Origin of the sequence: Candidatus Nitrosotenuis uzonensis (genome assembly GCF_000723185.1) — an archaeon.
GTDB lineage: Archaea > Thermoproteota > Nitrososphaeria > Nitrososphaerales > Nitrosopumilaceae > Nitrosotenuis > Nitrosotenuis uzonensis.
Genome location: NZ_CBTY010000009.1, coordinates 112842 through 135990, shown reverse-complemented (window position 1 = coordinate 135990; position 23149 = coordinate 112842). Strand labels below are relative to the sequence as shown.

At 40.5% G+C, this 23149-nt stretch carries 23 protein-coding genes; 14 read left to right on the top strand and 9 right to left on the bottom strand.

Going from position 1 to position 23149, the window contains the following annotated elements; translation table 11 throughout:
- Nucleotides 1-33 precede the first annotated feature (33 nt).
- Entirely contained in the window at nt 34-990 is a 957-nt protein-coding gene (locus NITUZ_RS05925; protein ID WP_048196411.1) for a homocysteine S-methyltransferase family protein, read from the bottom strand.
- Nucleotides 991-1003: 13 nt separating this feature from the next.
- On the bottom strand, nt 1004-1774 hold the full coding sequence (locus tag NITUZ_RS05920) for a methylenetetrahydrofolate reductase (protein ID WP_048196410.1): 771 nt from the start codon (nt 1772-1774) through the stop codon (nt 1004-1006).
- A 223-nt stretch (nt 1775-1997) separates the two neighbouring features.
- On the opposite strand from NITUZ_RS05920, the gene NITUZ_RS05915 reads away from it, so the two are divergent.
- The 3 genes from NITUZ_RS05915 to NITUZ_RS05905 are packed head-to-tail and all read left to right on the top strand — an operon-like array spanning nt 1998 to nt 3254.
- Complete coding sequence (locus tag NITUZ_RS05915; protein ID WP_048196409.1) at nt 1998-2552, top strand: NUDIX hydrolase; 555 nt, start codon at nt 1998-2000, stop codon at nt 2550-2552.
- A gap of 53 nt (nt 2553-2605) precedes the next feature.
- Complete coding sequence (locus NITUZ_RS05910) at nt 2606-2764, top strand: 50S ribosomal protein L39e (protein WP_048196407.1); 159 nt, start codon at nt 2606-2608, stop codon at nt 2762-2764.
- A 1-nt stretch (nt 2765) separates the two neighbouring features.
- Nucleotides 2766-3254, top strand: coding sequence for a 50S ribosomal protein L31e (locus tag NITUZ_RS05905; RefSeq protein WP_048196405.1), 489 nt, complete (start codon nt 2766-2768; stop codon nt 3252-3254).
- A gap of 12 nt (nt 3255-3266) precedes the next feature.
- On the opposite strand, the gene NITUZ_RS05900 is transcribed toward NITUZ_RS05905, so the two are convergent.
- The 3 genes from NITUZ_RS05900 to NITUZ_RS05890 form a co-directional block, all read right to left on the bottom strand.
- On the bottom strand, nt 3267-4211 hold the full coding sequence (locus NITUZ_RS05900; protein WP_048196403.1) for an FtsZ/tubulin family protein: 945 nt from the start codon (nt 4209-4211) through the stop codon (nt 3267-3269).
- Nucleotides 4212-4281: 70 nt separating this feature from the next.
- Nucleotides 4282-5550: a tRNA (N(6)-L-threonylcarbamoyladenosine(37)-C(2))-methylthiotransferase gene (locus tag NITUZ_RS05895; protein WP_048196400.1), complete on the bottom strand. Its 1269-nt coding sequence runs from the start codon at nt 5548-5550 to the stop codon at nt 4282-4284.
- A 1-nt stretch (nt 5551) separates the two neighbouring features.
- A complete protein-coding gene (locus NITUZ_RS05890) occupies nt 5552-6913 on the bottom strand; it encodes an aspartate ammonia-lyase (RefSeq protein WP_048196398.1) in 1362 nt (453 codons plus the stop codon).
- Nucleotides 6914-7053: 140 nt separating this feature from the next.
- Here NITUZ_RS05890 and NITUZ_RS05885 point away from each other — a divergent pair, with 140 nt between their 5' ends.
- The 3 genes from NITUZ_RS05885 (at nt 7054) to NITUZ_RS05875 (ending at nt 10438) form a co-directional block, all read left to right on the top strand.
- Nucleotides 7054-8385, top strand: a complete 1332-nt coding sequence (locus NITUZ_RS05885) for a multicopper oxidase domain-containing protein (RefSeq protein ID WP_048196935.1) — start codon at nt 7054-7056, stop codon at nt 8383-8385.
- 106 nt (nt 8386-8491) lie between these two features.
- Nucleotides 8492-9424, top strand: a complete 933-nt coding sequence (locus NITUZ_RS05880) for a D-2-hydroxyacid dehydrogenase (RefSeq protein WP_048196933.1) — start codon at nt 8492-8494, stop codon at nt 9422-9424.
- Nucleotides 9425-9592: 168 nt separating this feature from the next.
- Nucleotides 9593-10438: an EB domain-containing protein gene (locus NITUZ_RS05875; protein ID WP_052370110.1), complete on the top strand. Its 846-nt coding sequence runs from the start codon at nt 9593-9595 to the stop codon at nt 10436-10438.
- On the opposite strand, the gene NITUZ_RS05870 is transcribed toward NITUZ_RS05875, so the two are convergent.
- Both NITUZ_RS05870 and NITUZ_RS05865 read right to left on the bottom strand, forming a co-directional pair.
- On the bottom strand, nt 10435-11016 hold the full coding sequence (locus tag NITUZ_RS05870) for a hypothetical protein (RefSeq protein ID WP_155991412.1): 582 nt from the start codon (nt 11014-11016) through the stop codon (nt 10435-10437). The genes NITUZ_RS05875 and NITUZ_RS05870 overlap by 4 nt on opposite strands.
- Nucleotides 11017-11056: 40 nt before the next feature.
- Nucleotides 11057-11752, bottom strand: a complete 696-nt coding sequence (locus NITUZ_RS05865; RefSeq protein WP_048196392.1) for a hypothetical protein — start codon at nt 11750-11752, stop codon at nt 11057-11059.
- A 234-nt stretch (nt 11753-11986) separates the two neighbouring features.
- Here NITUZ_RS05865 and NITUZ_RS05860 point away from each other — a divergent pair, with 234 nt between their 5' ends.
- Complete coding sequence (locus tag NITUZ_RS05860; protein ID WP_048196931.1) at nt 11987-12439, top strand: eL15 family ribosomal protein; 453 nt, start codon at nt 11987-11989, stop codon at nt 12437-12439.
- Nucleotides 12440-12485: 46 nt separating this feature from the next.
- Nucleotides 12486-12959 carry a hypothetical protein gene (locus tag NITUZ_RS05855; RefSeq protein ID WP_052370109.1) on the top strand — a complete coding sequence of 158 codons (474 nt, stop codon included), beginning with the start codon at nt 12486-12488 and terminating at the stop codon, nt 12957-12959.
- 217 nt (nt 12960-13176) lie between these two features.
- Here the strand turns inward: NITUZ_RS05855 and NITUZ_RS05850 are convergent, their stop codons facing one another.
- Nucleotides 13177-13839 carry a peroxiredoxin family protein gene (locus NITUZ_RS05850; protein WP_048196390.1) on the bottom strand — a complete coding sequence of 221 codons (663 nt, stop codon included), beginning with the start codon at nt 13837-13839 and terminating at the stop codon, nt 13177-13179.
- Nucleotides 13840-13925: 86 nt separating this feature from the next.
- Here NITUZ_RS05850 and NITUZ_RS05845 point away from each other — a divergent pair, with 86 nt between their 5' ends.
- The 6 genes from NITUZ_RS05845 (at nt 13926) to NITUZ_RS05815 (ending at nt 21997) form a co-directional block, all read left to right on the top strand.
- Complete coding sequence (locus NITUZ_RS05845; protein WP_048196388.1) at nt 13926-14414, top strand: HEAT repeat domain-containing protein; 489 nt, start codon at nt 13926-13928, stop codon at nt 14412-14414.
- Nucleotides 14415-14501: 87 nt separating this feature from the next.
- Entirely contained in the window at nt 14502-15602 is a 1101-nt protein-coding gene (locus tag NITUZ_RS05840) for a DNA double-strand break repair nuclease NurA (protein ID WP_048196386.1), read from the top strand.
- Complete coding sequence (locus NITUZ_RS05835; protein WP_177309466.1) at nt 15602-17167, top strand: ATP-binding protein; 1566 nt, start codon at nt 15602-15604, stop codon at nt 17165-17167. Before NITUZ_RS05840 ends, NITUZ_RS05835 begins: the two co-directional genes overlap by 1 nt.
- Nucleotides 17168-17170: 3 nt before the next feature.
- Nucleotides 17171-18412, top strand: coding sequence for a metallophosphoesterase family protein (locus NITUZ_RS05830; RefSeq protein WP_048196384.1), 1242 nt, complete (start codon nt 17171-17173; stop codon nt 18410-18412).
- Complete coding sequence (locus tag NITUZ_RS05825) at nt 18409-20841, top strand: AAA family ATPase (protein ID WP_048196382.1); 2433 nt, start codon at nt 18409-18411, stop codon at nt 20839-20841. The genes NITUZ_RS05830 and NITUZ_RS05825 overlap by 4 nt, the downstream gene beginning before the upstream one ends.
- A gap of 364 nt (nt 20842-21205) precedes the next feature.
- The gene (locus NITUZ_RS05815; protein ID WP_244443827.1) at nt 21206-21997 is read left to right on the top strand and encodes a hypothetical protein; all 792 of its coding nucleotides are present in this window, start codon (nt 21206-21208) and stop codon (nt 21995-21997) included.
- On the opposite strand, the gene NITUZ_RS05810 is transcribed toward NITUZ_RS05815, so the two are convergent.
- Complete coding sequence (locus NITUZ_RS05810; protein ID WP_048196926.1) at nt 21998-23044, bottom strand: V0D/AC39 family V-type ATPase subunit; 1047 nt, start codon at nt 23042-23044, stop codon at nt 21998-22000.
- Between the last annotated feature and the right edge of the window lie 105 nt (nt 23045-23149).

Below are 23149 nucleotides of genomic sequence, written 5' to 3'. Positions count from 1 at the left end.
TGTGACCTTCTTGAACAAGTTTTTTCTAAATACTTAACTTGTCGGTTTCCTCTCATCGATTACTTTTCTTAGTGCGGCTATGTGGGCAGGGTTTGTGCCGCAACATCCCCCTATGATGCGAACTTTATTGTATTTTGAAACAAAATCCTTCAGGGCCTCTGCCATCTTCTCAGGGCTCATCTTGTATACTGCCTGCCCTCCTTGGTTTTCCGGCATTCCTGCGTTAGGAACCACAAGCAGGCTGTGTTCATCTTGCTCATCAAGCCAGCGGACGCTTGGAATCATCTCTATTGGACCTGTAGAGCAGTTAAGTCCGAAAACGTCGATTCCCATATCTGATACAGTAGTGTATGCTGCCTGGATGCTTGTTCCAAGGAGCATCTTGCCATACTGATCAAGCGTGACGTTTGCTATCAGTGCGACTTTTTTCCCCACATCTTCCATTGCCTGTTTTGCACCTTCGATTGCAAGCTTTACTTCAAGTATGTCTTGACTTGTTTCAATAAGCAGGGCATCGACTCCTCCGAGTATTAGGCCTTGGGCCTGTAGTCTGTAAGCTTGCCTTATATCGTCTAGTGGTTTTTGCCCAAGATCAGGATCATTTGAGCTTGGCAAAAAGCCGGTGGGTCCCATACTGCCTATCACATATCGTGGTTTGTCCGTGAACTCTGATGCAACTTCTACTGCAAGCGAGGCAATCTTTTTGTTTATTTCCACAGTCTGGTCTCCATATCCATACTCGTCAAGCTTTAGTTTGTTGGAGCCAAACGAGTTTGTCTCTATGCAATCAGCTCCTGCCTCAAGATAACTTCGGTGTATCTTCTTTATCCATTCTGGGTGAGTTAGAACCAATCCATCGTTGAATCCGTCTTTTCCATCGGGAAAATCCTCCGGCTTTGGGTTGAACTTTTGAATCTCAGTTCCCATGGCTCCGTCAAATAAAAGGATCTTTTCTTTCAATGCGTCAGTAAATGCCGGTTTTTCTTTCATGCATGATGTATGTTTATTTTCTTTTTAATCCTTTAATGCCTGCAAGAACTTTTGTTGCTGCGGCAAAGTCATTAGGAGATGTGATCAGTACATCTTTTGTCAATTTGTAAATCTCAACAATAAAATCGAGTATGGATTCCTCGTACCTTGAAAACTCAATTCCGAGCATTCTTGCTGACCTTGTGTTGTTTTCAGACGGTATCATAATACATGGTATTATCTTGAATCCCTGCGGCTTTAGTCTGTCTACTATGCGGAACACCTGGTCTTTTGACTGGATTACCTGTGTGACAAAACCTGTTGGTTCAGCACTTATCTTCTTTGTAATCTTGTCAAAGTCTGGGTCTGCTGGAATTGACAGAAAAAAATCAAGATTTTTTCCAAATCCCAAGTCCTTGAAATGACGTACGATATCACTTGGTACTAGTTTGGAATCTTTTGGGCCCTTTGGTGGTTCATCTCCCTTCAAAATCAAAAGACCATCCAATCCCAAAAGGATCGCATCGTATACTGACTGGGTAAGTGCAGTGATGTTTCTATCACGAACCCTAAGACTGGCAGTTATATCCATCTTTATTCCGTCATTGCGTATTATGGCTCCAGTTGTAATTGGTGATATTCTTGGAACCCCTAGCACAGAGTCGGTAAGATGGATCCCATCGCATAGATTGCTGATCTTGCTGATTCTTTTTTGAATTCTTTTCAATGATGCCTGTACTTCTTTGTGAGACAGCACTTTATCCTCAATGACACGAGGCGGATTTATCTCGTATCTTATGGTCATTTGTTTAGTCTCTAATTAACTTGATTATAACCTTTGAACAAGTTTCAAAATTAGACTGCCGGGAGATTGGAAAAAGAACAGGCGCGTTATCTCCAATCTCCCAGCCTATGGGCAAAAGCCCCCAAACCTTTCGCACGATTTGGTTGTTGCAACATAACTTACACTACAAAAGTATATTGGGTTTAGTTAACAATGTTAACTTGCAACAGCCAAAGAGGATCATATGACGCTAGAGCAAATCAAGAGTATACTCTCATCACAAATTCATCCGTATCTTAATACTGACACAAAACATGCTGCAGTAATGGTGGCAATTTACGGCAAAGAACCATGCGTGATAATGACTGAAAAGCCAAAGACTATGGTACAGCATGGCGGGGAAGTTTCATTTCCTGGGGGAAAAATGACAGACTCTGACCATGACCTGCTTGATACTGCAATACGTGAAACAGACGAAGAAATCTCATTGAATATATCGCGACTTCAGGTAATCGGGCAGCTTAGGCCCGTGCAGACCAGAAATTCTGGATTTACAATAATACCGTTTGTGTCAATACTTGATTCAATTCCACCATTGACACCAAATTCTGAAGTTGAGCAGATACTTCACATACCTATTCTACCTCTTCTGAGAACTCTTGGGGAAGATGATGACATAGAACACAGATCATTATTTGAGGCATACAAGCTTACATACGATAACAAGATAATCTGGGGAGCCTCAGCAAGAATCTTAAAACAAATATCGGACATCTTCAAACAGTGTAATCTGCTCTAAATGCTTGTTGTTATCAGATTCATTTAAAAAGAGGATAACTTGCCTCAATTTTTATGGCGGCAAGAAAGCATTCTGGAAGAAAAATCAGACTGCTAAAGAAAAAAAAGCAAAACTCTGCAGTACCAGCTTGGATAATACTAAAGACCAAAAGACAGGTCAGATCAAATCCCAAGCGAAGGCAGTGGAGACAGACTGACGTGGAGGTAGGATAAAGTGTCGCAAGAAGCTGAACGCGTTTACACTATTAACCTAGGTAAGGTATGGCTCTCTCCAAACAACCAGAGAGCAAAACGTGCAATTAATATGATTAAAGAATTCTCAAGACGCCACATGAAGACAGAACAGATAAAAATTGATCAGGAACTGAGCCAGGTCGTCTGGCAGAGAGGCATTAGAAGTCCGCCAAGAAAGATTCGAGTAAAAATGGCAAAGACAGACGATGGTTATGTGCTGGTCTCTCCATACGAGGAAGATGTAAAGCCAAAAACTGAAGAAAAGACAAAAAAAGAAAAATCAACTGATGCAAAGGAGCAAAAAGAAGAACAGGTAGAGACCAAGGAAAAAGTTGACGAGTCCAAACCCAAAGAGGAAAAGGATGCCAAACCAAAAGAAGACAAAAAGGAAAAGCCAAAAAAAGAATCCAAATCTGAAAAGCCTGATAAGCAATCTACGGCAAAAAAGCCCGCCAAAAAATCAAAATAGCTAGTTTCTAAATTATTCCATCTGGTACAGTTCTATGCCTGTTTTGATGCTTGATTCTGGTTCATCCCAGTCCAGTGTTCTATCTTGTGGTATCGTGCCGAGTGGATCGTAAGAGTCAAACTTGGTTGCCCCTTGCACCGCAGTAACCATGACTACCTTGGACTTGTCTCCTTGGGTGGTTGCAAGGCTGACACTCGTATTCTGCTCATTAAAAATATCGGAAAGCGTGTTTGTAATCGAGTTTATTTTTCCTATTGATACATTGTCGGTTCCAAATACGTAAAGCATTGTTTTTTTGACTGCATTTGGGGGCGCGTCTTCGTAGAGCATCTTGATGGAATCACGCAAGGATGCTTCCACATCTGAGAGATCCCTGCTGGTTGTCAGTATGTTAATGTCGTTTGAAATTGATGATGTGTGCAGTGAATTTACTACATACATTACGGCTGCATTTGTTATCTCGTAACATTTGCTTACTGTCAAATCAGGATTGCTTTCTAAGATAGCGTCGTTGTCTATTACGATGGTGGAATCTGAGCTAGTACGTAGCCTCTTTAACGATACGCCTGAGAGAAAGATTCGTTCCTTTTCAAATCCGAAAGGCATAAGTGCAAACGAGAGCACCTTTTTGCCTTCTTCTTTGGCAGCTGAGGCAACAAGTGGGGAAATGGCACATCCTGCCTTTCCGGCAAGATTTGCAAACACAATTACCGTCGAGTAATCAGAAATTCTGCCCCTTATCTTATCCATGACCTTTTGTGTCTGAGCACGAATCAAGTATGATGACGGGTTGACATAAGATTCTGTGTGTACTTTTATGTCGTTTTCTGAGCCAAGGTCATTGCTATCATGACTTATGGCTACCCAGTTCGTGCCAGTGAGGTTGCTTGCTTGTGCGGCCAACCTTGCGCCTGCACCGCCTATACCTACCAATAAAACTGGCTCCCTAAAGTCCATGGGGGTTACTTGCGAAATAGAATAAAAAACCTTCTTACTTAATTTTGATCAAAGTTCCGATCTAAAGTTTTTAGCTAGTGAGCGACCCGTAAAGGCCATGAGCAGTGGCTTTTGTGATTTTTACGTTTTTTCTTTGTCCTATCTGCACGTTTTCATCCACAAAGACGGATTTGTACGCAAAGTTTCTTCCCCTTATCTGATCGGCAGTCTGCTCATCAAACAAAACACTGCCTTCCCACCCAAGCCATTTTTTGTTGTTATCGAGCGCTATCTTGTTTATCAACTCAAACACTACCTTACTTCTCCGCTTTACTTCTGATACATCTATCTGGTCCATGCCTGCCGCCGGAGTTCCAGGCCGTTGACTGTACCTTGACAGGTTTACCACGTCAGGCGTGGTCTCCTCTAAGAGGTGAAGTGTTTTTGCAAAGTCTTCCTCGCTTTCTGTGGGAAAACCGACTATGATGTCCGTAGATATCGTAAATTCTGGGAATGTTGAACGGAATTTTTTTACCACATCCCTGAATGTTGCTGCTGTATGACCACGTTTCATGTCTGCTAGGACATTATCGCTGCCGCTTTGGACAGGGACATGCAAGAATTTGAATACCTTTTCACTCTCAAATGATGCTAAAAGTTGATCCTTTATTCTTGGCATGTACATAGGATTCATCATTCCAACTCTGATCATGAATTCTTTTGGGATCTCTGATACTTTGTTTACAAGCTCTGGTAACGTGGTACCGATATCTAGCCCATAGCAGCCATTATCAGTTGATGTAAGCCATACTTCCTTGCATCCATCGTCCACCTCTGATGATACCTGTCTTACAATATCTCCAATTCTAAATGATTTGAGATCGCCTTTTGCAATCTTTGTCTGGCAGAATGTGCACTCACTCATGCAACCGCTTGCTATCTCTACAATCCCTACAATGGGATTAAGACGGACCTTTGGCAGTCCTATTTTTGTTACGTCCGTATCTGATAACTCTACTTGTTTTCTTCCAAGCAGTGTTGAATCGATTATCTGTAGCGTCTTTCCTATGGAGTTAGGCCCAAGAAGACTTGCATTAGAAGAAAACCGTTCAACTGTTCTTGGCTCTGCTTTGGCAAGGCAACCTGCTACGACAAGCGGTTTTGTTTTTAGCTTCTTTATGCGATTTACCATCTTATTTGCAGTAGCATCCTTGACAGAGCATGTCACGATAAGGTTCAGATCGGAGTCTTTTGCGCTTGAAGCAAGTGTGTGGCCTCCATTCACAATAAGGCCTGAGATCATTTCGGCATCTGCAAAGCTTGCAGAGCAACCATATGACTCCACCCAGATCCTTGCCATTTTACTTGAAAAGGGCGTCTACCTGTGACGCTGTCATAAGGTTTTTGGAAACGACTAGCTCGCGAATGGTCTTTCCAGTTTTCAGAGATTCCTTGAAAAGCTCAGCCGACTTTTGGTATCCTATCTTTGGAGCAAGCAAAGTCACTATGACTGGACTTTTTTCGATGTTCTGCTTTAGTCGCTCCTCGTTTGCAGTAAGGCCGTCAATTAGATTCTTTGAGAAGATGGGCAGAAAGTTCTTGAGCATATCTGTTGAATCTAGTACTGCCTTTAGCATGCCGGGCAGCATGACATTGAGCTCAAACTGGCCCCCTTGCGCAGCATTTGCAACTGCCGTGTCATTTCCAATTATTGCAAAACATATCATGTTAAGGCACTCTGCCAGAGATGGATTGACCTTGCCTGGCATGATGGATGAGCCTGCATGGACTGCCGGTATGCCAATCTCGGAGAGGCCGGCTATTGGACCTGACGCCATGAGTCTTATGTCATTTGCTATTTTGTTCAACTCTATTGCAAGATTTCTAATTGATGATGATGCGTTTGCTACTGCAAACTTTGACTGTAGCGAGTACTGCATATCTTTTTCCGGTTTTAGATGAAGACCTGAAATCTTGGCAAGCTCGGAAATTGCAATGTTTCTGTAACCTTTTGGTGTGTTCGCACCGTTGCCTACTGCTGTTCCTCCAAGTGCGACAAGTTCAAGCTCTTTTGTTGCAGCACTTACTGCGTTTCGTGCTTTTGTAATTGATGTGGCATAGGCTGCAAACTCACTCCCTAATGTAACTGGCAAGGCATCCATAAGATGTGTTCTGCCAATTTTTTTAAATCCTGAAAATTCTTTTGCTTTTTTTGCAAGTGATTTTATCAGAATGTCTACTGCAGGAAGTGTTTCTTTGAGATTAAGAAGTATGGCAACATGCATGGCAGTGGGAAATGTGTCATTGCTTGACTGCGACATATTGACATGATCATTTGGGTGGAGAACATCGTATTGACCCTTTTTCTTTCCTAGAACTTCAAGCGCAATATTGCATATGACTTCATTAGAATTCATGTTAAAGGCCGTACCGGCGCCAGAATTTATCTCCTCTATTACAAATTGGTCGTGGTGCTTTCCTGCAAGTATTATATCGCATGCCTTGATGATTGCCTGACCTCGCTTTCTATCTATTGCTCTGGTGCGTATGTTTGCAACCGCAGCTGAGCGTTTTATCATAACATATGCTGCAATCAAATGCTTGTGTGATTTCTTACCAGTAACATGGTACTGCTGGATCGCACGTCCTGTGAAAGCGCCATAGTATGCATCAGAAGGAATTCTAACTTCGCCTAGTGAATCCGTGTCAACTCTATATTTCATACACCTTTGACTGAAGATAACCAAAATAAATTCCCAGCGGGCGTAAAATTTGCATAAGAAACGTCATAGTTCGACGGAAATAATGCGAATTATTATATAGGTTGGTAGAAGTCTCAAACACGATGAATAAGCGATATAGTATGCTATTTTCCGTTACAGCAGTAGCGGTTTTAGCAGCAACCTTATTCGGAAGCACATACACACAATCACAAATTGTAGGTTCTACAATGGCAGCAAAAAGCAGCGACGACCTGATTTCAAAAATCCATGATATGGGTGGCCTGAAATTGGTAATGCCGCAAGCTTTTGCAGCAGTTGATTGTGCAAACATCGAAGAAGGAAGGAATGTCGTAGAGTTCAATCTTACAGGCGAAAGTGCAGACCTGCCAGTAATTGGCGGCGGCACATACAAGGCCATGACTTTCAGCGGCCAGGTCCCAGGACCGACCCTTAGAGTCACACAAGGCGACGTCGTAATGATGACCCTGACAATTCCAAGCGATGAGCTTACTCCACACGGAAACGACATGCACGCATCTGAGATGAGTGCAGGAAACTTTGGCAAGGTATTGCCAGGTCAGTCACACACATACTGCTATGTTGCACAAGTGCCGGGTACATTCAAGTACCACTGCTCTGGTGTTGACGTCGCAGCAATGGACCAACACGTCCTCTCTGGCATGTATGGCATCACAATCGTTGATCCACTCAACGGTTATGCACCACTTGTTGTTGACAAGACAACAGTAAAGAACGGCCAAGTTGTTAAAGACAGACAAGTTTATCCTGCAGATGCGCTTGAATTCCAACTGCAATACAATCAGTTGTATCTAACTGACGCAGGCGGATATGATCAAAGCAAGATGTTCAAGCATGAGACCACTTGGACAGTTGTTAACGGTATGTCATTTGGTTATGTACCAAATGCTGCACACAACGAGCTTATCATGGGAGATGCAAAGAAGAACATCTTTGTTGCACAACCATGGAACAGCCCGGACCTAAAGCAATACCAGTCACAACTGTTGTTCATTGAGGAAGGACAAAAGGTACGATTCTTTATCGAAAACCAAGGAAACGAACCAGTATTCTTCCACATTGTAGGTGAAATCATCGACCGTGTAGTTCAAGCAAACGTAGTGCAAGCAAAAGGAACTGAGACTTGGCTTGTCGGAGGCTCACAGGGCATGATTGCCGATGTGGTCTTTGACGAACCAGGCGTATACGTTGCAGTAAACCACGACTATGCAGCAATCTTCACAGGTGCAGCATCAGTTATGGTAGTCGGTGACCCGTTCAACCTGAATCAACAGTTGGGTACCAACGCAAAGTCATATGCTGAGCTCTTAGGTAACCCAAGCGATGCAATCCCACCAATGGGCAAGAACAGCATTGCACATCCAAAGGTTAACCTCCACGGCTTGTACACAGATGAACGTGCTAACGAACTAAAGGCAGAACTAGGACTATAATCCTCTATTTTTCTTCTTTTTATTAAAACTCCAAAATGATTTACCGATATACTGATCGCAGATTTTGGCCTAATGATTATATTCTGTGCAAAAAAAGCCTCACTACATGAGTCTTAATCAATCTGTTTTAATTTGTGATCAGGTGGATGCGGTTCTAAATAACATTCTTCAAAAAAACGGCCTGCATATCACATATGAGCCACAAATAACAAAGGAAGATCTCGCAAAAAAAATCGGCGAGTTTGACATTATCATAGTAAGAAGCAGGACTACAATAACTGCAGATCTGATAGAAAAGGCAACAAAGTGTAAGATCATTGCACGAGTTGGCGTAGGACTTGACAACATAGACACAAACGCGGCCAAGGCAAAAAACATCCGCGTGATAAATGCCGTGGAAGGCGCAATGAATGCAGTGGCAGAGCTTGTCATAGGACTGATGTTATCTATGGCCAGAGAAATTCCGCGGGCCGACAGGGAAATTCGTAACGGAAATTGGATAAAAAAAGAACTCATGGGTTCCGAACTTGCAGGAAAATATCTTGGAATAGTTGGGCTTGGTAATATTGGGAAAAGACTTGCAAGACTTGCACGCTCACTGAACATGAACATAATAGGATATGATGTCATTCCAATTGATCCAGAATTTGCAAAGGAAGTAGGTCTGATCAAAGCGGATCTTGAAACGCTTTTGCAAAGCGCGGATTATATCTCACTACACGTCCCGCTTTTAGACAGCACAAAACACATGATAAACGCAGAACGAATCTCAAAAATGAAAAAGACTGCCAGAATAATCAATACTTCAAGGGGCGGAACAATAGATGAGAATGCACTGTATGAGGCAATAAAATCCGGCAATCTGGGAGGAGCCGCACTTGATGTCTTTGAAGTTGAGCCTGCTACAGGAAACAAGCTTGCAACATTACCTAATGTGATATGTACACCTCATATAGGCGCACAGACAAAAGAGGCACAATCACTTGCAGCCAACGTCATAGCAGAAAAGATAATCCAGATACTACGTGGCGTTATCTAGGTAATGTAACCTGACAGCCATATTTTTGACCAATCAATCACAATAAAATTATCTTTTAATTTATCATAAATTCTGCAAATTCTACACTGAATTGAACGTAATTGTTGCTTGCCTAGCGTTTAAGTCAAAGAGCAAGCATAAAATACAGATTTTAGGTGGTCAAAGTTGTTGAAAGCGTTTCTTGTCCTTGCTATTATTGCCTTCGGTATGATTACTCCCTCAGGCATATTTGCAGAAACTGACTCCGTCGAAGTCAATGGCAAAGTGTATACTGTAGAATATACTGCTACTGGGCTTGAGGTTTTGGGACTTGACACTGACGACCAGCCGCCTACTTTGATAATACTGATGTCTACTACGGATGTCCAGGGTACTCTGGAAGTGATATTGGACAGGAGCTTTCTTGACGCAAAGGCAGATGATGGCTCCGATGAAGAATTCCTAGTTCTCATAGATGGTCTTGACACGACATTTGCAGAATCATCAACTAGCACACAAAGAATTTTGCAAATACAAATTCCTCCAGGAACAATCTCTGTTGATATAATAGGAACTGACTTTGGACTTGCACCCGTAGGAGAATCTATGGAAGAGCCTGCAGAACCTACTGAACCGGCTGAAATACCTGAGGAGATTCCTCAAGAGCCCCTAATACAAGAAACACCTGAGATGAGCTGCGGTCCTGGAACCATACTTGTAAACGGCCAGTGTGTGGTAGAGCAAGTTTCTCCGCCGGTGGCAGAAACACCTGAGACTGAACCGCCTATTGAAGAATCAATATGCGGACCAGGCACGGTGTTAAAAGATGGCGCGTGTGTTCTTGATCAGAGCTGCGGTCCTGGAACCATACTTGTAAACGGCCAGTGCGTACTGGATGAATCCGCTTCGGAGCCAAAATCGAGTAGAGGTATGGCATTTGAGTTTGTGGCCCCAATGGTTGCAGCATTTATTATCGCAATGATAATAATGATTGTTCTGTGGGGAATCGGCAAAGCTGGAAGAAAGAAAAACTAGACGATCTTCTGGTCGATTAGATATTGTAGCGCATTGAGAAACTCGACATCTGTTATCTTTCGCTCAAGCCACCATCCTGCATTGTTTTTGTACCATTGTGGAATCTTCATGGATTCTTCAGGATTTATTGAGATTGCACCCTTGTCTGACAGGAACTTGAGCAAGCTATAGTCGGAAATAATTCCATCTGTCCACTGTGATATTATGAGATTGCTACCAAAAGGTAAAAAGGCATTGCCTGCGTCCACAATCTCAAACTCTGTAGAGGCATCGGCGCCAGCGTATGTTATCTGGATCTGGTATCTGCCTTCCTTGTATAGCTGCGGATCAAACGCGTTTGGCGTTGTAATTGATGTGTTCATATCTTTTATTGGAATCGGAATTGCCGAACTTTTAACTCCATCAGGTCCTACTATGTGCATGACTGCAACACTGTCTGAAACTTCGGAGACGGTGATTATGACTGTAAGGTAGTCACCGTAATTGTAGGTGGTTTTATCCGTTGTAACATCTACTGTGAGTGCAAAAGCTATGTGCACTGGAAGTATCAATAGTACAAAAAGCGCGTAACGTTTCACATAATCGGCAGACATTGGACCAGAAAAAAAGCTTATGGTTCTAGCGTAGTTTCTTTGAAAGAATGTCTATTGCTTCGCGTATTTTCACATTGTCTTTTACACCCAATCTTGCAAGCTCCTGCTCTATTACCTTGAGCGGATCAGCTGTTTTAGATTGCTGGTTTGTAGCATTTTCTATTTCCTGCTTTAGGTATTGTATCTGTTCTTCCTTTTTGTCAATTTCTTTACGAGTCTTTTCTATCTGCTCTGCATGATACGATATTTTCTCCTTGAGATGGTTTTTCTCATTTTCAAGATGTACTAGGAGAGATTTTCTATCCGCTTCTGTAACATATTTGCAGTTCACTTTTTCCAATTCATCTCTGGGTTTAACTTTGTCTGCCTGAAGTGATTCTATCTCTTCTTTGAATCTTTTTTCTGCCTCTTTTAGTTTGTCAAGCTTGTTCTTTTTTTCAACAAGATGGGCATTTACAAATTTGAGATATTGATTTGTGTTGTTGATCTGATCCATGAATTCCTCAGATTTTTCCTTGATCAGTTCTGCCTTTGTAGATTTGACTTGATCCCTGCCAAAGATGATCATCCTGTCTGTTACTGCCATGGGATCCGCAGCATCAATCTTCGTTCCAACTCCGGTTATATGGGACCACTCATCTTCGGCGCTGGTATTCTGGCCATAGTGTTTTTTGAGCTCTTCTTGTTCTCTTGTTATTTTGTTTATGTGCTTCTCAGTCAATATGATGTCTTTGGACTTCTATGATATGACGTGCTAGTCGTCTGTATTGGACAAGCTAGAAATGTTTATCATATCAACACTCTCACATATTGTGAGTTTCACATCCTGAAATTCCTGCTAGTGAAAAACTCTAGGAGAATTCTGACACTAGCGGACATTCTTTTTTCAATTATTGATCTTGTTGGCGTACTAAGAGCTGTTAGAGATATAAATAGGACTTGGGTAGCGGCGGTAATGCGCACAAGACAAGACGTAGCATGGCTTAACATGTGGAGGGAAAACTCACCTGAAATACGAAAGAGAGCCATAATCTGGAGGAAACAAAGCGCCTTTACCAGGATTGACAAGCCTAGCCGAATTCAGAGGGCAAGACGACTTGGCTACAAGGCAAAGCAGGGGATGGTTGCAATTCGAGTGCGCGTTGGAACTGGCGGTATGAGGCGTCAAAGACCTGTTGCAGGAAGACGACAAAAACACCTAGGTGTTACTCGCATGAAGGCAGAAGTCAACATGAAGCAGGTTGCAGAAAGAAGGGTTGCTGAAAAATACAAGAATCTGAAGCTACTGGGATCTTACTTTTTGTACAAAGATGGATTTCATTACTGGTTTGAGGCAATACTTGCAGACAAGTCTCATCCTAGAATTGCAAAAGACAAAGAGCTCCGAAAGCGAGTCCTCTCAACATAAATTGAATCTCTTACTGCTTTTGTTGTTTCTATTACCACTGATCTTGTTGCCGGCATATGGGCAGCCTCTGTCCGATAGAACGGGGATGAAAACTACCTTTGAGGTTACTGTGGATGGAAAAAAATATCCATTGGAGATAGTTGGAAATTTTGATGTGAAAAGTGTAGACCTGCAAGGCAACAAGCTAGAGATTGAGATCTACAGCAGTCTCTCAAACAATCTCGGGGAAATGCAAATTCCTCTTAACGTAACACGGGAGCCAATACAATTCTTCATTGATGAGCAGGAGTTTTTTCCCAAGGTTCTAAAAAATGATAAAATTCACTTTGTAACACTGCAATTTGCGGGTAATGGAACTCACAGACTTGTTATTACTGGAGCTCCAGAACCGTCAGTTCAGATGGAAGAAAAAATTGTAAATGGACAGATCCCGTATCTACCTATTGTATTAGCTGTGATTGCTGCAATAACTGTTGGAACAATACTGGTATACAGAAAAAGAAAACAAAAGAGCTCCTAAACTACACGCCATGTATTTTTGACTTTGTATTTAGGAGAAGCTCATCTGACCTTGAGTGTGTCTTGAAACACTCTACAATGTTTCTGAGCAACTCGTAACACGTGTTTGCTTGTATGCGCAGAACTTTATCATTAATTAATTCCAGCAAACGAATTTTTTTACTATAATACAATATCTTATTTAATAACTATGATTTTGAAAATCTGATACTGTTAATCTATTCGTTGAGCAACTGTTGCACGAGTGGTTCAAGATGCCCCATTTGGCCAAATGAAACATCACGCAATATTCCTTTTCTGTCTACTACTATTGCAGAGGGGGTTCCACGCAGGGCATATTTGTCAAATGTTTCTGCAGAATATTCTTTTGACTTAAAGTACTGCTCCACTCTTGCAAGAATCTCTTTTCTGTAGGTTTCTGGTTGATCATCGAACTCTGGAATCTGACTTTTTATGAAAGCAAGCATCTTTTCTTGGCTTGGGGCACCACTCTCTTTTACAAGGTTATCCATACCAAGGGGAAATGGTATCTTGTAAGGCAACTTGTTTCCATCGACAATCTTTCCGTATTGGGTGAGTGCTTTTTTCGTTTCACCTATGACCTCACCAGTTTTTGCCAAAAGTTCCAAATTCTCAACCGTGTTTTTGTCAAAATCCTCAAATGCAGTTGCGATGCCAAGAACCCTTACTCCCTGATCCTTGTACTTGTTGTAGATGTTGATTGCCTCAGGTATTCCATACAGGAAACAGCCAGGACAGTTAACTTGGAAAACTTCGACCACCACGATTTTGTCTTTTTCTTGATCGATATTAGTCGGCATGCCTTGCACCCATTTTGAAACTCCAAGGTTTGGGGCCTTCTGTCCAATCTGCGCCATCATAAAGTGTGGTGATCTCACTGCACTTTAAAACGTAGCGTGAACCTTGCATACAATAATATATTTGCAGGAATCTGCTCACATCAGAAATGGATGTAATTCCAGAATCCCGCCTTGCATTATTTGCTGAAATGGAAGACCGCTATGAAAAAAAGGACGTCGACTATTTTGTCAATCTCCTAGATAATGATGATTACGTCATAAGGACACGAGCTACATGCATACTAGTGGATTTTGGGGGGGAGGACAAGATACCGTATATTGCCAAAGTCCTAAAAAACGATGAGAATGAGCTTGTCCGACACGAGGCAGCCTTTTCTCTTGGACAAATGGGATACAGAAGCGCAATTCCTCATCTTGAAGATGCCACAAAGAACGATCCTAGTATGTTTGTCCGACACGAGGCAGCCATAGCACTTGGAGTTGTCGGGGCAAAAGAGGCAAAACAGACGCTAGAGCAGGCATTGAAGGATCCAAGCATTCCAGTGCAGGAATCGGCAGTAGTTGCACTATCAAATCTTGTCTTTATGGAAAAACTATCAAAGAATGAAAAATTTGCCAAACTTACTGGTGGATGAACCAACTAACAGGTAAAATCACGCTGACTTGAGGTTCACTAATCTGTTAAGGAAAGCGTATTAGATTAGTAGAAAATCAATCATAGTATGGCAGAAAATCCGGTGCGCTCATTAATTGAGAATCTTGGTAAGGAACTAACACAAAAACCTCCTTCGGATCGATTGTTTCCTTACGGCAAGGTACAAGGAAAGGTGATAGCGCCAGAGAATTTTATGCAAATTTTGGAGACTACAAAACCGCGAAAGATTGCTTTCGTAGATGGAGGTGATGGCATTCTGGAAGAGTCGCCAAACTTTATGATAATACTGAACAGAGTGTATTTCTCGATTTTTGAAGGAAAGAAAAGAATCTCGGCATCAAAGCTCAAGCAAAGAATAGAGTTTTTTTCGTATGTAGTGTCTGAAGTTCGCGATAATGAAGATAAAAAGACAGTAAGTTATAATACGAAATTATTCCCCTATTCTAAATCTGATCTAATATATCTTCCAGATGAAACGGATCTGGAATACAAAACTGACAACACGAATGTTCTGCAAGAGTCACGATTAGTATCCCTCTCAAGAAGATTTGCAGAATGGAGTTTGGCAGAAAAGGTAGCATCAGAAGAATTGAATGAGGGGGACATACTTATCATGGATGGCTCTCTACAAACGGGATACAAGAACGAGTCAAAATATGCATCAAGATTGTATGATTCTGCGCAAAAAAGAGGTGTTATAGTATGTGGTCTGACAAAATCGAGTCGACTGATAATGGAATCAGGCGAGCCTCTGCTTGCACGAATACAGGAGATAGCGGAAAATGTTCCATTCGAAACATGGTTTGTAGAGATCGCAGACATGGCCTCTTCTGATAATAGAGGTCACATGCTTGCAGCCAAATTTCATCCAAAGTCAAAACATGTGTTCCGATTTGAAATACTACGTGATCAATTCAACAGAATGGATGACTTGGAAAAAAATGACGTTCTTGCAAGCATTGCTGCAAATTCACATGATCTTGCAATGCCTGGTTACCCGTACGGCTCAATAGATGCTGACAGATTCGCACAAGTCCGGAAAAATGAACTTGAGATGTATCGTGGTCTTATGGTTGCTGAAATGACAAAAGTAGCCGAATGGAAAAGACTACAAAAATACACGCTTACTACAAAATTCCACGATGATCTTAACTTGGTGACAAGCTGATGAATCAAATCGATATAGTAGGACAAGTAATAGGCGGCTCATTTGGTGATGTCATAGTCAGGGAAAAATCTGGCAAGAATCTGGAGATTGGTGATCTTTTAGTTTCTGATGAGAATGACTCTATTTTGATTTTGCAAGTATTCGCATTAGAGTATGGAAGCCAGATCCAAGACAAGATGCAACAGATGATGTCGGGAGTTAATCTGGAGCAGGGAGGTATCAATGCAGAGTTCTATGAGCCGGAATTTGTCAATTACGTTCTTGCAAGAATAAAGCCGCTTGCACGTGTTTCCAAGTCCGATAACAAGGTAACATTGCCAAAATCTCTACCGATGTTTTTTAACAAGTTAAGATTGGTACAATCATCTGATCTGACATTTCTCAAAAAAGGTGGGGAACAGATCTATCTTGGAAAGATAAGAAGTGGAAGCAAGATCGTAGATGCAGAAGTATGGCTACGAGCAGAAGACGTATTTACGCACCACATACTAATTCCCGCTACTACTGGTAGAGGCAAGAGCAATCTTGTCAAGACTATACTGTGGCATGTTCTTGATTCAAACAGCGTTGGCGCACTGGTTCTTGATGCACACGATGAGTATTATGGTAGAAAAGATCCGGGGCTAAAGGATCATCCCTTGGCAAAGCAGAATCTTGTATACTATACACCAACACCGCCTCCAGGCTCCAACAGACTTGTAATAAACCTGGAATCTATACGACCTGAACATTTTCTGGGCATTGTGGAGTTTTCTGACGCCCAATGGCAGGCAATTAGAAGCTATAATGCAAAGGAGCGCGAGTTCTGGATTAGCAGGATAATGACAGAGCCACTGATCTCACTTGGCGTTGGAAATGGCGCCGAAACACACGTTGCAACACTTGCTGTGCTAAAAAGAAAACTGCGACTGATTCTGAGTCTTGAAGTTGATGAACAGGGTAGGATCAATTCAAAGAATGACGTATTCGATGCGGGCACAAAAGGACTTACCACTGTGGACGACATTGTACGTGATATAGAAGCGGGTAAAATTGTGGTACTTGATACATCGCGTCTTGGAAATGAAGCTGAGCTAATAGTGGGAAACATTATTGCATCAAGAATATTTGAAAGATACAAAGAACACAAGGCAAAAGGGGAGCTTGACAGAAAACCCGTAGTCACAGTGGTAATAGAAGAGGCACCTCGTGTGATCGGTGAAGATAAGATAATTCCAAGAAATGAGAACATATACAGTACTATAGCGAAGGAAGGGCGCAAATTCAAGATAGGACTCACAGCAATAACACAACTGAGCAGTGTCATACCGCGAACAATTTTGGCAAACATGAATACAAAAATAATTCTGGGAAATGAGATGGTTCAGGAACGTAAGGCGATAATAGAGAGCGCATCGCAAGATCTCTCAGAAGATGATAGGAATATCGCAAGCCTTGACAAAGGCGAGGCAATAATTTCAAGTATTTTCGTTCCATTTGCAATCCCGATTAAAATTCCTCTTTTTGAAGAGCTAGTAAGACAAAAGGATCATTCAAAAGAGATACCAAAACCAAAAGTGTATTAGAAGATGAAATTTGCACATCTTGCCGACATTCATCTAGGATTTCAAAAAGTAGAATCACTGCAGAAAGTGGAACAAGATGTCTTTGAGCGAGCGATCGATGATTGTATAGCAAGAAAAGTGGATTTTATCGTCATATCTGGCGATTTATTTCATGTTAATATACCTGAAATGAGGGTCCAAAAATTCGCATTTCGTAAATTCAGACAAATACATGATATGGGAATTCCAGTATACGTAGTGTATGGAAGCCATGATTTTAGTCCTGTCTCAAACTCTGTAATTGATCTTCTAGTTGAAGCAGGCTACCTGAAAAAAGTTACACTCGATGTTGGAGGAACAGATGATAAAATTCACCTTGATTTTGTAGTAGATAAAAAAACAGGAGCGCTAATTGCCGGACTTTCCGGCCTCAAGGCAGGAAAAGATGTTACATGGTATGAAAGGCTTGATAGAAAATCACTAGAATCAGTTACCGGCTTTAAGATATTTCTGTTTCATGGGGGACTCGATGAGATGAAAACCGAGGAGACATCAGAGGGAGATTTCATGCCGATGTCATTACTTCCAAAAAACTTTGACTACTATGCAGGCGGCCATCTACACACATTCTCGCATCAGAGCTATCCTGGATATGACAACGTTGTCTATCCGGGAACCTTGTTTTCAGGATATCATTCTGATCTTGAAGAAAACGCGCGTGGAAGAAAAAGAGGCTATGTATTAGTTGATTTTGATACAAAAATTAACAGAGTTGAATTTATTGAAATTCCAAATACCGATTACGAGCTTGTAGAAATCGATGCACATGGGAAGATATCAAAAACTGTCAACACAGAACTAATGACGAAAATCGCTCACATTGATCCGTCAGGGAAAATAATAATCGTCAAGGTCTCAGGTGAACTTTCACAGGGAAAGACATCTGAGATCGAGTTTTCATCACTAAAACACACCTTAAGGGAAAAAGGTGCACTTGACGTAAAGGTAAATCAAAGCAAGTTAACCTCACGTGAATACAAGATAACAGAAGCTACAGGAAGAAACAGAAGTGAAATAGAACTTAATGTATTCAAAGAAAACATAGGCGAGCTAAGATTGGATCAGAAGGAACTACTATCAGACTCTGGAATCCTGATGGCAAAGAAATTACTTGCTACACTTAACAAACCGATTTTAGAAAACGAGAAAAAAACAGACTATATCAAGAGAATAGAACAGGATGCGATGGAGGTGCTCGGGCTATGATACTGAATTCAATTGAACTAGAAAATATACGAAGCTACCAGAAAGAAAGAATTGATTTCCCAAGAGGCATCACATTATTTGAGGGGGATATAGGATCTGGAAAATCCTCGGTGCTTATGGGTATAGAATTTGCTTTATTCGGCCTTGGTTCACAAAGACCAGAATCATTGTTAAGCAAGAAAGCAAGTGAGGGCTCTGTGATATTGGAGTTTGAAGTGGATGAAAAAAGATACATCGTAAAACGAAAGTTAAAGAGAAAAAATGATTCTGTAAGTCAAGACGCAAAGGATTCTTATCTTATATATGATGGACAGACTGAACCGCTATCACCATCTGAATTAAAACAAAAAATACTTCAAATTCTTAAATTTAACGAGCCATCAGATCCACGTTCTGAAAGCCGTATATTCAGATATGCCGTGTTTACGCCCCAGGAGGAAATGAAACAGATTCTACGCGATACTGGTAAAAGACTTGAAACGATTCGTAAAGCCTTTGGGATAGAGGATTACCGAATAGTAACTGATAATGCAAAAAACCTATCTGGCAAACTAAAAGAAAAAATGGTCGAATTTGCAGTTAGATTTGAGAAATTAAACGAAGATGAACAAAGCCTTAGCATCTCAAAGAAAAATGCATCTGCACTAGAATCCCGATTAGAACGACTGGTCTCGGATAAGGACTCCCTTGAGAAAAGAAAATCCAGCATCACAAAAGCAATTGACCTGATCAAAGAACAAATGATGCAAAAGGAAAAATTTGATGTACAGCTTGACAAATTAAACGCTCAGATAAAAAATGCAAATACCAACCTGTCTATTTTTGATTCACAAATCATATCATCAAAGAAAACAATCTCAGAAATAGAGTCAGAATTAGAATCACTTGAGAAAATTAGATCCCCTACTGCTAGATCCATATCTGAAATAGATGTGGAGATAAACAATATGTCCCAGATTCGTGACAAGATACTTGACGCCAAATCAAAAACGACCTCGTTAGAATCTGATCTTGCAGCGCTGCAAAAGAGTCTTGGAGAATTTGTTAATCTGTCGAAAATTGAGCCTGATAAAATCAGGACAGAACTAGGTGACATTCGTAATAAGTTAGAATCAATTAAGGCAGAGTGTGCTGTTGTTGAAAAACAAAAGATTCTGCTTGAAAAAGAGTGCAAGGATATTGAACTTCTTTTATTAGAGCTAAAAAATCTGGGTGCAAAATGTCCTCACTGTGAGCATGAGCTTACACAAGAACACAAGAAAAAAGTGGAAAACGAAAGACGTGTCAGATTACAGAGTCTGCAAGATAATCTAAGACAAATTGAGGATGCTTCTCTGCGTATTTCTGAAACGCTCAAGCATCTCATTCAAGAAGAATCGGCAAAAGACCAAAAGCTGCGCCAAATTGAACGTACTTTACCGCTACGAGAACAGTGGTTTGAAAAGACCAATCTCTTAACTTCAATAAAGGCAGAAATTCCACACCTTGAATCACAATTTGCCTTGTCAAAAGAAGAATCATTCCCTCCACTGCCGAACGAGGATGCCTTGAGTTATCTCAGGAGATTGAAGGATGCAAAAAGAGAATTCGAGGCGTCACGACAGCGAATATCTACTCTTCAATCACAAAGAAAAAAAGAAGAACAACTACTAAATGATGCACAAATTAAATCAAAAGAGCAGCATACTTTGATCCTTGATATCAAAAAAGAAATTGAACGCATCTTAAATGATCTAAATCGTCTATCTGGCCTAGAACAAACCTACATAGACAAAACAAAAGAACAAGCAGATATTGAAAGACAGCTTGAAATGACAAAGAGTGATCTGATAAGATATACCCAGTTACTAGAAAATGAAAATGCAAACATTACAAATCTTGAACAAAGAATATTGGAAGCAAAACACTGGCGTGCACAACACTTGAGATTTTCTAATTATTATGCTTGGCTGCGCGAATTCTTTATTCCGACTATAGATAAAATAGAAAAACAAGTTTTGCTCTCAATACAACAGAATTTTAATGAAATATACAAAAAATGGTATTCAGTTCTGATTGACGATGTCACTAAAGAATCAAAAATAAATGAAGAATTCACACCGCTTGTAGAACAAGATGGATTTACTCAAGATGTGGAATTTTTGAGTGGAGGTGAAAAAACTAGCATTGCGCTAGCATATCGCCTTGCGTTAAACTCGATGATGAGACGGGAATCGGACGGACTGAAGTCAAATCTACTCATACTTGATGAGCCAACAGATGGGTTTTCCAAAGCACAATTATCAAAAGTGAGAAATCTTCTATCTGAACTAAAGTCACAGCAGATCATATTGGTCTCGCATGAAAAGGAGCTTGAAGCATACGTCGATAATATCTTTCAGATAACAAAAGATTCTGGCATCTCAAGGGTTTTACGTGTTAGCACCTAGTCTGAATTGGAATATAGGATTAGATACTCCTCTGGGTTTTTTCGTCGCTTTTTTGACTTTAATGCATCTTGATACAGCTCATAATGTTCAATTAAGTAGAGCCTACTTCCGAATGACCCAAATGGATCTATTCCAACCAAATTGAATCCTGATTCTGGCGTCAAAGCCAGTTTCTCTTCATTTGTGATCTGCATTCAGTGTTTATTATATGCAGGTACCTATTAACTGCGATTGAATATGTTATATAAAAATTACATTTTTTTAGCCTAGAAGTAATAAATACTATGTATATTATCGAATTAATAGATAAATATTATACGAAAATGACCAATAGTCTTAAAAATATTAATGACGTACGGATATGGTGCTGCATTATCCAGATTCTATAATCGCACATGCTGTAGAAGACAAGATGGCAAAAAAAATGCATAAGCATCTAGAGTCACTTGGCCTTGACTGCAAACTTATTCCTGACGGTACAATGGATTTTGAGTATGACTATCCAAGATCCTCCCTTGATGGACCAAACCCTGGTGTTGCAAGCAGAGGCGTGATGAAAGTCAATGACCATATTGACTATATTGACATTCTTAAGAAAAAAACTGTAACAAAAAGCGAATTTGCACCTGGCGGCATGTATGGCATGGGAATTGCAGAAGGGACAATGTGGAAGCTTCGATACTTTCTATCATTCCCATCTGAAATTAACATCGGACCACTCAACATAGGTACATTGACAAAGATACTAAAAGGTCGTATACACTCAAAAGTGGAAGATTTCATTTGGGATGGATATGGCAAGCTTACAACACTCCCACCAGGGCTTATTCCTGACGATGTAATTGCGGTGCTAAGTGGTGATGCTGTGTTAAGAGAACTCATGATGCACTCTTTACTTAAAGAACGTATCATCACAGTATCCGTATACACGCCAAAGACAAAAGTAAACTATGATTATTTACAAATAGTCAAAGATGATTCCTACTGGTACAAATACAAGCCAAAAAAAGAGTCATATGCAAAAATCCTGATCACATCAGAATGGAAATCACAAAAAGATGCGTTTCCAGACAAAGAGACTCTTGCAATGTATCAAAAAATTGCAGAAGACATCAAGACCATGGTTGACAAACTCAAATATCATCTGACAAAATAATCATTCTTTTTCTTTTGCAAACACTTTATTCATAACTGTATCTGCGGATATTTTTTGTTCGACTGCAAACGTTATGGCACACAAGTTTCTAACTTCGTATTCTAGAAGTTTTATGATCGAAATTATGGTGGAAAAGTTGAAAATACGCACAAATTCTGCATTATGCGCATCAAATATTCTCCTATCAAAAGCATGTTCAAATTCGCTTATAGCATCAATTGCGTTTTCCTGTTGTGGCACCAAGTTCTTGTATTTGGTGTTTAAAAGCTCATTGAATGTGCTCTTGATAGAATCGGCTGAAATCATGCGGGTTAGAAGCTCCTTTGAACTCGATGATATCTGCGGCACTAAAAGATTTTGAATTTGATTTTCGTCAAGATCCCAAAATTTAGCACGAAGAATACACATCATATTGTAATAATCTATTTCCATTCCACATAGATTGTGCAATGAAAAATCTGATGAATTTCGCAGAACGTGTGAGAGATTTTCATAGAAAAACTTGTCAAAATATACATCAAGAATCTGGATCTGTTTTTTTTCATTGTATATGGAATATGCTTTATCTACCTCATCACCAATCCCAATCGATTTTAACACAGTTACCGTCTCTTCTACATCTTTTGCAACAAGTGCTTTTAGTACGATGTCTCTTTCATGAATGAGTTCTTCAGCATGTAAGCTAATTGACGCTGCAATGTCTTCGTGTTCTCTACTTAGCACCTTTCCTTTTAGAATTATCTTCAGATTTCTTATTATGAATCTCAAATAGTATGCAAACAAAATGTTGGAGCCACCCACTGACATCATCATAGAGTGGTGTATGTCTGCCAATCTGTCTCTTAAGGCAAGCTCAATTTTTTGTGCAGTGTATGGTTTCGTAACTTTTGAAACAGAGTCTGCATAGGTGGTGTTCTTGATCCTAGTTATCAATTCCTCGAGGTCTCTTGATTCTGCCAGCATCTGTAGGTCTTTTTCGCTTAGTAGCTTGCCCTTTAGGCTGTATGATTTTACTCCGGCATATACAAGCAGCGATGCCGTCGCCATGTAAGTCAAATATACTACTAGTTAATGATTTTTATTAAAATATAATAAAATCAATAAAAAATGTAATTAATTGATCCGAATCACTATAAATTATATTTTAAATTG